The following is a 12721-nucleotide window of genomic DNA, read 5'->3' on the forward strand; positions in this document are numbered from 1 at the left end:
GCCTGCGCAAAAGCGTGCTGCTCGCCGCCGGCGCGCTCGTCCTCGTCGCGGGCGGGGTGCTCGCCTCGATCCAGATGCTCGGCGACGGACAGCCCGCGCCGACGGACACGACACCTCGGGCGGGGGCGTCCGCGTCTCGCACGTGGCAGGCGAAGCCGGTGGCCGAGGGCACCGGCACACCCCAGTGCTCGTACGGGTCGGGGAAACTCCTCTGCGTCCGGGCGGGACTGGTCTTCGCGGTCGATCCGACCGACGGCAGCCTGCTGTGGCGGCACAGGGCCGACACGACCCGTTGGAGCGTTCCGCCTGCCCTGTCCGGTGGCGTGGTGCTGCCGCTGCCCGATTTCGGCAACCGTCTGGAGGCGCTCGATCCCGACACGGGCCGGACGCGCTGGCAGCGGAACGTGCCGACGTACGACGGCATGTGGTCGGCCGACGACATGCTGCTGGTCACGCGCGCAGACGGGACGGTGACCGGTGTGGACAGCGCGTCCGGCGACACCAAGTGGAGCAGGAAAGTACCTGGCCACGTCACGCCGGCGTTCTCCACGTTCGCCGGAGACCCGCTGCTGTACGTGACGAGCACGTCCGTCGACGAGTCGACCACCCGGGTCACCGCCATGGACCCCGCCACGGGTGATGTGCGATGGGACAAGCGCCTCGACGGCGCTCTGACTCCGGTCGGCTCCGAGAGCGGATCGCTCTTCTTCCTCTCCGTCGACCGGGTCTTCGACTATGCCAGGGCCGTCGTCCGCTTCACCCCCGCGTCCGGAGCAACCCGGAAGGTGGCCTTGCCCGTGCCCCGGCAGGGCGCTCAAGCCACTGTGCACGACGGTGTCGTCTATGTGCTGGCCACGTTCGGGGCCATGGAGGCCATCGACGTCGACACGGGTCGGCAGCTGTGGCACCTGGAGACATCCATGAGCCGAGGGTCCGCCCCGGTCTCCGACGGCCGCCACGTCTTCGTCACCACTTCGGACGGGCGGCTGCTCGCGGTGGACGCGCGCAAGGGGACGCTAGTCGGGCAGACACCGGCACGGCTCGGTCCCGACGCCGGCGATGTGGTCGCCACGCTGCCCCGTCCCACCCTCGCCGACCGTCACGTCTACGCCACCGCCCCCGACGGCACCGTATTCGCCGTCACCTCCCGCGAGCCCTCCGACTGGTGACCCGGGCAACGCGAAGGGCCGCCCCCGAGGAGGCGGCCCCCGCGTCAGGTGTTCAGCCCAGCTTCGACACGTCCCGCACCGCGCCCTTGTCGGCGCTGGTGGCCATCGCCGCGTAGGCCCGCAGCGCGGCCGAGACCTTGCGCTCGCGGTTCTTCGGGGCGTACGTGCCGTTCAGGGCCGCCTCGCGGCGGGCGAGCTCGGCGTCGTCGACCAGGAGCTCGATCGAGCGGCCGGGGATGTCGATGCGGATGCGGTCGCCGTCCTCGACGAGGGCGATGGTGCCGCCGGCCGCGGCCTCCGGGGAGGCGTGGCCGATGGACAGGCCGGAGGTGCCGCCGGAGAAGCGGCCGTCGGTGATCAGGGCGCAGGCCTTGCCGAGGCCGCGGCCCTTGAGGTACGAGGTCGGGTAGAGCATCTCCTGCATGCCCGGGCCGCCCTTGGGGCCCTCGTAGCGGATGACGACGACGTCGCCCTCCTTGACCTGCTGGGTGAGGATCTTCTGGACGGCCTCCTCCTGCGACTCGCAGACGACCGCAGGGCCCTCGAAGGTCCAGATCGACTCGTCGACGCCGGCCGTCTTCACGACACAGCCGTCGACCGCGAGGTTGCCCTTGAGGACGGCCAGGCCGCCGTCCTTGGAGTACGCGTGCTCGGCGCTGCGGATGCAGCCGCCGGCGGCGTCCTCGTCCAGGGACGCCCAGCGCTCCGACTGGGAGAAGGCCTCGGCGGAGCGGACGCAGCCGGGGGCCGCGTGCCACAGTTCCAGGGCCTTGGGGGACGGCGAGCCGCCGCGCACGTCCCAGGTCTTGAGCCAGTCCGCGAGGGACGGGCTGTGGACCGAGTGCACGTCCTCGTTCAGGAGGCCGGCGCGGTGCAGTTCGCCGAGGAGGGCGGGGATGCCGCCGGCGCGGTGCACGTCCTCCATGTAGTAGGTGCGGTCCTTCGCCACGTTCGGGGCGACCTTCGCGAGGCAGGGGACGCGGCGGGAGACCGCGTCGATCTCGGCGAGACCGAAGGGGACCTCCGCCTCCTGGGCCGCGGCCAGCAGGTGCAGGATCGTGTTGGTCGAGCCGCCCATGGCGATGTCGAGGGCCATGGCGTTCTCGAAGGCCGCGAAGGTGGCGACGTTGCGCGGCAGCACCGTCTCGTCGTCCTGCTCGTAGTAGCGGCGGGTGATGTCCATGACGGTGTCGGCCGCGTCGACGTACAGCTGCTTGCGGGCCGTGTGCGTGGCCAGGACCGAGCCGTTGCCGGGGAGCGAGAGGCCGATGGCCTCCGTCAGGCAGTTCATCGAGTTGGCGGTGAACATGCCGGAACAGGAGCCGCAGGTCGGACAGGCGTTCTCCTCGATACGGAGCATGTCCGCGTCCGAGATCTTCTCGTTCACCGCCTCGGACATCGCGTCGACCAGGTCGAGCGTGCGGACCGTGCCGTCCACGAGGGTCGCGCGGCCGGACTCCATCGGGCCGCCCGAGACGAAGACCGTGGGGATGTTGAGCCGCAGCGCGGCGTTCAGCATGCCCGGGGTGATCTTGTCGCAGTTGGAGATGCAGATCAGGGCGTCGGCGCAGTGCGCCTCGACCATGTACTCGACCGAGTCCGCGATCAGGTCGCGGGAGGGCAGGGAGTACAGCATGCCGCCGTGGCCCATCGCGATGCCGTCGTCGACGGCGATGGTGTTGAACTCGCGCGGGATGCCGCCGGCCGCGACGATCGCCTCGGACACGATCCGGCCGACCGGCTGCAGGTGGGTGTGGCCGGGCACGAACTCCGTGAAGGAGTTGGCGACCGCGATGATCGGCTTGCGGCCGATGTCCGCACCGGGTACACCGGAGGCGCGCATAAGGGCGCGTGCGCCCGCCATGTTGCGGCCGTGGGTGACTGTGCGGGACCTCAGCTCGGGCATCGTCGCTCGCTCCTTCAGAGACGGTCGTCAGAGACTTCGGAGACGGTCGTATCAGACTTCTGACTGCTGACGAGCGTACGCCGGTCATCCAGGGGTCGGGACAGGGTGTCCGGAATGCGGGACGCCCGTCTCGGAGTCAGGGACCGGTCAGATGGCCCTGCACCACCGGGGCCACCCGCGCGATGATCTGTTCGACGTCCGCCGACGCCAGCGGCTCCACCTTGATCACGTACCGCAGCATGGCCGTCCCCACGAGCTGCGCGGCCGCCAGCTCGACCCGCAGCTCGGCGTCCGGCAGGTCCAGCTGGACGGCGATGCGGCGCAGCAGCTGGGTGGCGACGAGCCGGCGGAAGACGGCGGCCGCGGTCTCGTTGTTCACGGCGGAGCGGACGATCGCCAGGAGCGGCATGCGCGTCGCCGGGTTCTCCCAGACGCCGAAGATGAAGCGGGTCAGGCGCTCCCCGATGTCCTCGACGGGCCCCTCGGCGAGGGCGGCGGGCGCGCTCAGCGCGGGCGCGGCGGCGATCTCCACGGCGGCCTCGAAGACCTGTTCCTTGGTGCCGAAGTAGTGGTGGACCAGGGCGGAGTCGACTCCGGCGGCCTTGGCGATCCCGCGCACCGACGTCTTCTCGTACCCCCGCTCGGAGAACTCCTCGCGGGCGGCGACCAGGATCCGGTCCCGGGTGCCGGCCGCGTCCGATTCCGTACGACGGGGCCGGCCGCGCTTGCGGGCGGTGACGTCGCTCACGGCCGGAGCGGGATCGCTGTCGCTCACCGCCGGGGCACCCGCACCGACGAGGCCAGATGGAGGCGGGTGAAGGCCAGGGCCTCGGCGAGGTCGGCCTCGCGTTCGGCGCCGGACATCGCGCGGCGGGTGTTGACCTCGATGACGACATGGCCGTCGAAGCCGGTCAGCGCGAGGCGCTCCAGGAGCTCGGCGCAGGGCTGGCCGCCGCGGCCGGGCACGAGGTGCTCGTCCTTCGCGGACCCCTTGCCGTCGGCGAGGTGGACGTGGCCGAGGCGGTCGCCCATCCGGTCGACCATCTCCATCGCGTCGGTCCGGGACGTCGCCGCGTGGCTGAGGTCGATCGTGAAGTGCCGGTAGTCGTCCTTGGTGACGTCCCAGTCGGGGGCGTAGGCGAGCATCTCGCGGTCGCGGTAGCGCCAGGGGTACATGTTCTCGACGGCGAACCGTACGTCCGTCTCGTTCGCCATCCGCCAGATCCCGCTGACGAAGTCCCGGGCGTACTGGCGCTGCCAGCGGAAGGGCGGGTGCACGACGACGGTGCTCGCGCCCAGCTTCTCGGCCGCCGCCCGGGCGCGCTGGAGCTTGACCCAGGGGTCCGTGGACCACACGCGCTGCGTGATGAGCAGGCAGGGGGCGTGCACGGCGAGTATCGGGATGCCGTGGTAGTCGGAGAGGCGGCGCAGGGCCTCGATGTCCTGGCTGACCGGGTCGGTCCACACCATGACCTCGACGCCGTCGTATCCGAGACGTGCGGCGATCTCGAAGGCCGTCGCCGTCGACTCCGGGTAGACGGAGGCCGTCGAGAGGGCGACCTTCGCATCCGGGATCCGTACGACTGGTTCTGCCACGTCGGTCAGCCTAAAGGGTTCGCCGGGGTGGATGTGGGGCGCCTGTTCGCCGTTGTGGTGTTTGCCACGGGGGCGGGTGCGGGTGCGGTGCGGCTTGTCGCGCGGTTCCCCACGCCCCTAGAGGCCCTGCGCCGAACCCATGTGGTCGAGTCTGCGCAGGATCACACCCTCCCGCAGGGCCCACGGGCAGATGTCGACCGTTTCCACACCGAACAGGTCCAACGCCCCCTCGGCCACCAGCGCGCCCGCCAGGAGCTGGTTCGCCCTGCCCTCCGAGACGCCCGGGAGTTCCGCTCGCTGGTCCGTCGTCATGCCGGCCAGCCTCGGGACCCAGGCCTCCAGGGACTCGCGCTTCAGTTCGCGCTGGACGTAGAGGCCCTCGGTCGAGCGGGCCGCGCCGGCCAGGCGGGCCAGTTGCTTGAAGGTCTTGGAGGTGGCGACCACGTGGTCGGGGGCGCCGAAGCGGGCGAACTCGCCCACCGTGCGGGCGATCTGGGCGCGCACGTGCCGTCGCAGGGCCCTGACGGCGTCCGGGTCCGGGGGGTCGCCGGGGAGCCAGCCCGCCGTGAGACGGCCCGCGCCCAGCGGCAGGGACACCGCGGCGTCCGGTTCCTCGTCGATGCCGTAGGCGATCTCCAGGGAGCCGCCGCCGATGTCGAGGACCAGGAGCTTGCCCGCCGACCAGCCGAACCAGCGGCGGGCGGCGAGGAAGGTGAGACGGGCCTCCTCGGCGCCGGTGAGGACCTGGAGTTCGACGCCGGTCTCGGCCTGCACGCGCGCGAGGACGTCGTCGGCGTTGCTGGCCTCGCGGACGGCGGAGGTGGCGAACGGGAGCAGGTCCTCGACGCCCTTGTCCTCGGCCGCCTGGAGTGCGTCCTTGACGACCGAGACCAGTTTCTCGACGCCTTCGGGACCGATCGCCCCGGCCTCGTCGAGGAGTTGGGCCAGGCGCAGTTCCGCCTTGTGCGAATGCGCGGGCAGCGGGCGGGCGCCGGGGTGCGCGTCCACCACCAGCAGGTGCACCGTGTTCGATCCCACGTCGAGGACACCGAGTCTCATGTAGGGAACGCTACTGCCAGCCGGTCGTTCCACTGTCTCCGGAGTGGCCTCGGGCGACTTACCCTGGACGCGTGCCAAAGACGAAAAAGGTGAAGGACGACAAAACGGCCGTATCTGCCGACGGTCCTTCGCGGGTGAAGTCACCGAAGCAGTCGCGGAAGGCCGTGAAGGCTCTGAAGGCCGACGAGAAGGGGCTCGACTTCGCGCGCGCGTGGGTGGAGTTCCCGGATCCGGCGGACGAGGACCAGGTCTTCCGCTGCGATCTGACATGGCTGACCTCTCGGTGGAACTGCATCTTCGGCAGCGGCTGCCAGGGCATCCAGGCGGGCCGGGCGGACGACGGGTGCTGCACGCTGGGCGCCCACTTCTCCGACGAGGAGGACGAGCAGCGGGTCGCCGAACACGTGGCACGGCTCACTCCGGACATCTGGCAGCACCACGCCGAGGGCACGGAGGGCGGCTGGATCTCGGAGGACGAGGACGGCGACCGGCAGACCCGGCCCTTCCAGGGCTCGTGCATCTTCCAGAACCGGCCGGGCTTCGCGGGCGGCCAGGGCTGCTCGCTGCACATCCTGGCGCTGCGGGAGGGCCGCGAGCCGCTGGAGACCAAGCCGGACGTCTGCTGGCAGCTGCCGGTGCGCCGGACGTACGACTGGATCGACCGGCCCGACGACACCCGCGTGCTCCAGGTGTCGATCGGCGAGTACGACCGGCGGGGCTGGGGTCCGGGCGGCCACGACCTGCACTGGTGGTGCACGTCGGCGACCTCGGCACACGGCGCCGGGGACCCGGTGTACGTCTCCTACCGCCCCGAGCTGATCGAACTGATGGGCAAGGCGGGCTACGACCGCCTGGTCGAACTCTGCGAGGAGCGGCTGGCCTCGCAACTGCCCCTACTGGCACCGCACCCGGCGGACCCGACCGCCTGACCGCCGGGTACCGGGGGGTGCCGGGGCTCGGCGTGCCCGCTCCGACAGCACCCCCGTCACCACGCCGACGGCACCGCCCCGGCTCTGCGTCCGCGTCCACTACGGCCACTACGGCCACTACGACGCGGACGGACTCGGGTCCTCGCTGCCCGTCGGCGAGGGGGTCGGGCTGGCCGAGGCCGTCGGGGTGGGGTCCGGCGGGGTCGGCGACGGGGACGAGGTCGGCGGGTCGCTCGCAGGAGGCTCCGAGGGGGCCGAGGCCGTGGGGCTCGGGCTGGACGGGGGCTTCGTCGGCTCGCCCGGGACGGACGGAGCGGGCGCCGTGCCGTAGCCCTGGATGGTGACCACGGCGCCGGCCGGTGAGACCGCCACGCGCGCGCTCCAGGGGCCGGACGGCTCGCGCAGATGGTCGACGTACACCTTGATCGTCAAGGACTCGCCGGGCTTCAGGGCTCCCGCGGACTGGCTCAGGTAGAGCCAGGAGGCACCGGTGGTGGCCGACCAGCGGACCGGGGTGTCGCCGGTCGCGGTGAGCGTGATCAGCGTGGTGTCGCCGTCGTTGCCTGCGCCGACCTCCAGGTGCCCGGCGCCCTTCTTGCCGGCGCCGGCGACACTGACGACCTCCACGGAGACGTCGGGGCGGCCGTCCTTGGCGAAACGGTTGCCGGGTTTCGTGCTCGCGTTGCCCGCGTTCTGGTAGCCGCCGCTCGCCGCCACGCCGTCCAGGCTGTCGGGGCCGTGCGCCTCGCTCGCGCTGGCGGAGTGGCCGTCGGCCCCCTCGCCGGGACCGCCGCGGTAGGCGGCCCACAGGGCGAGCACGGGGGCGGCGACGACGGTGGCGACGACGGTCGTGGTGACGGCACGCGCGCGAAGGCGGTCCCGGCGGGCGGCCCGGTCCTTGGGGTCCATCGGGAAGCCGCGCCGGTCGAAGCGGGGCACGGCGGCGCCACGCGCGCGGGGCGGGTGCGCCGGTGCCGTGCACAGGACCGCGCGCGGCGCTTCGAGCACGGGCAGCTCGGCGGGCGTGGTCATGGCACCGGGCCAGCGGCCGGGGATCGCGCGCTCGGCGCTGCGGCGGCAGCGCGGGCAGTCGTCGACATGGCGCACGAGTTCGCGGCGCAGGGCGGAGCTGAGGACGAACTGGTTGTCGCCGGTGAGCCGCGCCACACTCGGGCAGTCACCGATCTCGACGACGGCGAGGGCCGCGCGCGTGCGCTCGACCTCGCAGGCGGCGGAGGCGAGCAGTTCGCGGGCGCCGGCGAGGTCCATGCCGAGGACGGCGGCTACCTCGTGGGCGGCGAGGTGGTGGCGCACGGCGAGTTCGAGCGCCTCGCGCTGCTCGGGGGTGGTACCGGCCGCCTCCGGCCAGGCCAGCAGCGAGAGTTCGCGGCGCCGCGCCTCCAGGACGTCCTCGGCGACCGGGGGCCCGGCGGGCTCCCGGGAGGTGCCGTGACGCCCTGCCGCGTGCGTGGCCTGACGTTTCTGCTTGGCCTCGGCCAGCTTGCGCAGACAGGCCCAGCGGGCCAGCGCGTACAGCCAGGCCCTGCGGTCGCCGGCCGCGTCCGGGCCGCCGCGCCTCTCGGCGAGCGCGAGGACGTCACCGAGGGCGGCGGTCGCGGCGTCGTGGTCGCACAGCACGGACATGCAGTAGGTGAACAGGCCGTCCAGGTACGGCTCGTAGCGCGCGGGCGGACGCTGGGCCGCCAGCGTGCGCGCCGCAGCGCGGTCGCGCTCCTGCCGTTGCGCCCGGTGCGCGCCGGTGGTGCGGGTCGAGGTCTCCGGACTGCTGCTCATCATCCGTGGACCGTAGGGGGCGAAAGATGGCCTCTTCCTGCGCCTTGAGCACTTTTACTCCGTACGGGTGAAACGATCCCTCAATAGGGGACAGGAACCCCCGATTCCATGGCTCGTTCCCGTCAGAACGTGGCCGATTCACGTGTGGGCGCACGGGTCGGCCCGGGTGCCGGGACGCCTGCCGTGCGACGGGCAGCGGCCGGCTTGTCAGTGGCGGCGGTTACGGTTCGTGCATGGCTGCCCGTACGAAGTCCGCCAAGGAGCGCCCGTCCTACCGCTGCACCGAGTGCGGCTGGCAGACGGCCAAGTGGCTCGGCCGCTGCCCCGAGTGCCAGGCCTGGGGGACGATCGAGGAGTACGGCGCGCCCGCGGTGCGTACGACCACCCCCGGCCGCGTCACCACCTCCGCCGTGCCCATCGGCCAGGTCGACGGCCGTCAGGCCACCGCCCGCTCCACCGGCGTGCCCGAGCTGGACCGGGTGCTCGGCGGCGGCCTGGTGCCCGGCGCGGTGGTGCTCCTGGCGGGCGAGCCCGGCGTGGGCAAGTCCACCCTGCTGCTGGACGTGGCCGCCAAGTCCGCGAGCGACGAGCACCGCACGCTCTATGTGACCGGCGAGGAGTCCGCGAGCCAGGTCCGGATGCGCGCCGACCGCATCCGCGCGATCGACGACCACCTGTATCTCGCCGCCGAGACCGACCTGTCCGCCGTCCTCGGACACCTGGACGCGGTGAAGCCGTCCCTGCTGATCCTCGACTCGGTGCAGACGGTCGCCTCCCCCGAGATCGACGGCGCCCCCGGCGGCATGGCCCAGGTGCGCGAGGTCGCCGGGGCGCTGATCCGGGCCTCCAAGGAGCGCGGGATGTCCACCCTCCTGGTGGGCCATGTCACCAAGGACGGCGCGATCGCCGGACCGCGCCTGCTGGAGCACCTCGTGGACGTGGTCCTGAGCTTCGAGGGCGACCGCCACGCCCGCCTCCGGCTCGTACGGGGCGTCAAGAACCGCTACGGCGCCACCGACGAGGTCGGCTGCTTCGAGCTGCACGACGAGGGCATCACGGGCCTGGCCGACCCGAGCGGACTTTTCCTGACACGTCGTGACGAACCGGTCCCCGGCACCTGCCTCACCGTCACTCTGGAGGGCCGCCGCCCCCTGGTGGCCGAGGTCCAGGCGCTCACCGTCGACTCGCAGATCCCCTCGCCCCGGCGCACCACCTCGGGTCTGGAGACCTCCCGTGTCTCGATGATGCTCGCCGTCCTGGAGCAGCGCGGCCGGATCAGCGCGCTCGGCAAGCGGGACATCTACTCCGCGACGGTCGGCGGGGTAAAGCTTTCGGAACCCGCCGCGGACCTGGCGATCGCCCTCGCCCTGGCGTCCGCGGCCAGCGACACCCCGCTGCCCAAGAACCTCGTCGCGATCGGCGAAGTGGGCCTCGCGGGCGAGGTCAGACGGGTCACGGGCGTCCAGCGCAGGCTCTCCGAGGCACACCGTCTGGGCTTCACGCACGCGCTCGTACCGGGCGATCCGGGCAAGATCCCGGCCGGCATGAAGGTCCTGGAAGTCGCGGACATAGGGGACGCTCTGAGGGTCCTTCCGCGCTCCCGTAGGCGAGAGGCCCCACGGGACGCGGAGGACCGCCGGTAGACTTTGCCCTGGTCTCGCCCGTCCGTACGAACCGAATGTGCGACACGGGAGCGCCCAAGACCCCGCGACCGGAGGAGAGCAGTGGCAGCCAACGACCGGGCAGCAGCTCCCGGAAAGTCCGGTGGGAGTGCCGGTTCCGATGGCCTGATGCGCGCCTCCCTGAGCGCCGTGGCCCCCGGGACGCCCCTGCGCGACGGCCTGGAGCGGGTGCTGCGCGGCAACACCGGCGGACTCATCGTGCTCGGCTTCGACAAGACGGTGGAGACGATGTGCACGGGCGGTTTCGTCCTGGACGTCGAGTTCGCGGCCACCCGCCTGCGTGAGCTGTGCAAGCTGGACGGCGGCATCGTGCTCTCGTCCGACCTGTCGAAGATCCTGCGGGCGGGCGTGCAGTTCGTGCCCGACGCGACGATCCCGACGGAGGAGACGGGCACCCGGCACCGCACCGCGGACCGGGTGAGCAAGCAGGTCGGCTTCCCGGTCGTCTCGGTCTCCCAGTCGATGCGCCTCATCGCGCTGTACGTGGACGGCCAGCGCCGTGTCCTGGAGGACTCGGCGGCGATCCTGTCCCGCGCGAACCAGGCCCTCGCCACCCTGGAGCGCTACAAGCTGCGTCTGGACGAGGTCGCGGGCACGCTCTCCGCGCTGGAGATCGAGGACCTGGTGACGGTCCGGGACGTCTCCGCCGTGGCCCAGCGCCTGGAGATGGTCCGCCGCATCGCGACCGAGATCGCCGAGTACGTGGTCGAGCTCGGCACCGACGGACGCCTTCTCGCCCTCCAGCTGGACGAGTTGATCGCGGGCGTGGAGCCGGAGCGCGAACTGGTGGTCCGGGACTACGTCCCCGAACCCACCGCGAAGCGCTCCCGCACGGTCGACGAGGCGCTGTACGAACTGGACGCCCTGACCCACGCCGAGCTCCTCGAACTGCCCACCGTGGCCCGCGCCCTCGGCTACACCGGCTCCCCCGAGGCGATCGACTCGGGCGTCTCCCCCCGGGGCTTCCGCCTGCTGGCCAAGGTCCCCCGCCTGCCCGGCGCGATCATCGACCGCCTGGTGGAGCACTTCGGCGGCCTCCAGAAGCTCCTGGCGGCCAGCGTCGACGACCTGCAGACGGTCGACGGAGTGGGCGAGGCCAGGGCAAGGAGCGTCAGGGAGGGCCTGTCCCGCCTGGCGGAGAGCTCCATCCTGGAGCGGTACGTGTAAGGGCTTTTTGCTTTCAGGGGCGCGAGGAACTGCGCGACAAGCCCCCCACGAAGCCGCGGACGACGAACAACCGTCCGCGGCACCCCCTCAGTCGTTCTCCAGCACGAACGAGGTCTGAGCCGTGGCGTACCCGGGCGCCTTGACCTCCACCAGGTACGTCCCCGCCCCCGCGGACCCCGCGGGCGGCGTCGCGCACTGCGGAGCGCTCGGCTTGCGGTCCCACTTCACGGTGTAGGTGATGCTGCTCTTGGCCGGAGCCCGGTAGACCAGGTTCCCCGCGGTCCTGGGGCAGTCGGCGGACGACCAGTACGGGTCGTCCGCGTCGGCCTGAGTGATCGTCAACACCGCGTTCTTCGGCCCGAGATCGACCTTGCAGTCGCCGGCGGAGGTGTTCGTCGCGGTCAGCAGCAGCGTGGGCGTCTGGCCGGGGTCGTAGGCGTTGTGCAGACTGCGCACGCTCAACCGCACGGCACCGGCGGTGCAGTTGGGGATCCCGGAGCCGGCCGGCAGGGTGTCGCCCTGCCCGACCCCGATGCCCGTACCGCCGCTCGCGGCGCCGCCGACACCGCCGGCCCCGGCGGAACCACCCGTACCGGTCTCGCCACCGGCGCCCGAGCCGCCTCCGGTGCCGGCACCGGCACTGGTGCCTGAGCCCGATCCCGCACTCCCGCCGGTGCCCCCACCGGTCGTCGACTCGTCGCGGCCGCCCGGGGCTTGACTGATCGCGGGCCCGGAGCCGGACGGTCCGGGGGTGATCGTCGAGGGGGAGGGATTCTTGTCGTTGGGCCCGTCCGCGCCGTTGTTGCCGCCTCCGCCGCCGGAGCTGACGATCCACGCGATCAGCAGCGCCAGCACGGCGAGTACGGACAGCATGACGGCCCTCCGTCGCCAGTAGATGGAGGAGGGAAGCGGCCCGACCGGATTGCGCAGAGATCCCACGGCGCAAACTGTACGAGAGATCGGCGAGTTCGCCGTCCTCACCCGCCGCCCGGCGACACAACTTTTCAGGATCATCATTCCGGAAACTGACACGTGCCGATCGCGGGGCGTGACCGTAGCGGCCTGTCGCCTACGGTCCGTGACCACGGGCTTCGCCTCCGGCCGGACCCGCAGGGACATCACCGTCCGCACGGATGACACCCCCACGTGGGTATGACGCGGGGGCGGGACATGGACGGGCGCCGGACTCCCGCGCCTCGGCGCGCTGTTCGCCCACGCCCCCCACGCGTTCGCGATCGCGGACCTTGCACCTCTGGCCACGGCTGCCTCCCGACTCCGCCTCCCGCGCCACGAGTTGCCCGCCGCTCCCCGCACCGCGTCTTCCGGTGCGGGTCCGGCTCCAGGCCGTGGCGGGGTTCGCGGGGGCGGTCCGTCCCCCGTCGCTCGTCGGAGGTCCGGCGTCCCCCGGGGGTGGCGGTA

The 12721-nt window shown here is 72.3% G+C and carries 10 protein-coding genes; 4 read left to right on the forward strand and 6 right to left on the reverse strand.

Annotated features, from left to right (window positions below; translation table 11 throughout):
• On the forward strand, positions 1–1169 hold a 1169-nt coding region (locus tag AQI94_RS20470; RefSeq protein WP_159050641.1), incomplete at its 5' end, for a PQQ-binding-like beta-propeller repeat protein.
• A gap of 52 nt (positions 1170–1221) precedes the next feature.
• Here the strand turns inward: AQI94_RS20470 and ilvD are convergent.
• The 4 genes from ilvD to AQI94_RS20490 all read right to left on the reverse strand — a co-directional run bounded on the left by ilvD (position 1222) and on the right by AQI94_RS20490 (position 5730).
• A complete protein-coding gene (ilvD, locus tag AQI94_RS20475; RefSeq protein ID WP_031047556.1) occupies positions 1222–3075 on the reverse strand; it encodes a dihydroxy-acid dehydratase in 1854 nt (617 codons plus the stop codon).
• Positions 3076–3211: 136 nt separating this feature from the next.
• Positions 3212–3823 carry a TetR/AcrR family transcriptional regulator gene (locus AQI94_RS20480; RefSeq protein WP_031047559.1) on the reverse strand — a complete coding sequence of 204 codons (612 nt, stop codon included), beginning with the start codon at positions 3821–3823 and terminating at the stop codon, positions 3212–3214.
• A 23-nt stretch (positions 3824–3846) separates the two neighbouring features.
• A complete protein-coding gene (locus tag AQI94_RS20485; protein ID WP_031047562.1) occupies positions 3847–4671 on the reverse strand; it encodes a sugar phosphate isomerase/epimerase family protein in 825 nt (274 codons plus the stop codon).
• 117 nt (positions 4672–4788) lie between these two features.
• The gene (locus AQI94_RS20490; RefSeq protein ID WP_031047563.1) at positions 4789–5730 is read right to left on the reverse strand and encodes a Ppx/GppA phosphatase family protein; all 942 of its coding nucleotides are present in this window, start codon (positions 5728–5730) and stop codon (positions 4789–4791) included.
• Positions 5731–5801: 71 nt separating this feature from the next.
• Between AQI94_RS20490 and AQI94_RS20495 the strand changes: the two genes are divergently transcribed.
• On the forward strand, positions 5802–6659 hold the full coding sequence (locus AQI94_RS20495) for a hypothetical protein (protein WP_031047566.1): 858 nt from the start codon (positions 5802–5804) through the stop codon (positions 6657–6659).
• 117 nt (positions 6660–6776) lie between these two features.
• Here the strand turns inward: AQI94_RS20495 and AQI94_RS20500 are convergent, their stop codons facing one another.
• Entirely contained in the window at positions 6777–8456 is a 1680-nt protein-coding gene (locus tag AQI94_RS20500; protein WP_062229866.1) for a BACON domain-containing protein, read from the reverse strand.
• Positions 8457–8686: 230 nt separating this feature from the next.
• Here AQI94_RS20500 and radA point away from each other — a divergent pair, with 230 nt between their 5' ends.
• Both radA and disA read left to right on the forward strand, forming a co-directional pair.
• On the forward strand, positions 8687–10096 hold the full coding sequence (radA, locus tag AQI94_RS20505) for a DNA repair protein RadA (RefSeq protein WP_031044407.1): 1410 nt from the start codon (positions 8687–8689) through the stop codon (positions 10094–10096).
• 81 nt (positions 10097–10177) lie between these two features.
• On the forward strand, positions 10178–11302 hold the full coding sequence (disA, locus tag AQI94_RS20510) for a DNA integrity scanning diadenylate cyclase DisA (RefSeq protein ID WP_031044408.1): 1125 nt from the start codon (positions 10178–10180) through the stop codon (positions 11300–11302).
• 87 nt (positions 11303–11389) lie between these two features.
• On the opposite strand, the gene AQI94_RS20515 is transcribed toward disA, so the two are convergent.
• Complete coding sequence (locus AQI94_RS20515; RefSeq protein WP_078902710.1) at positions 11390–12241, reverse strand: hypothetical protein; 852 nt, start codon at positions 12239–12241, stop codon at positions 11390–11392.
• Positions 12242–12721: the final 480 nt, after the last annotated feature.

This window comes from Streptomyces pseudovenezuelae (assembly GCF_001513955.1).
Taxonomy (GTDB): domain Bacteria; phylum Actinomycetota; class Actinomycetes; order Streptomycetales; family Streptomycetaceae; genus Streptomyces; species Streptomyces pseudovenezuelae.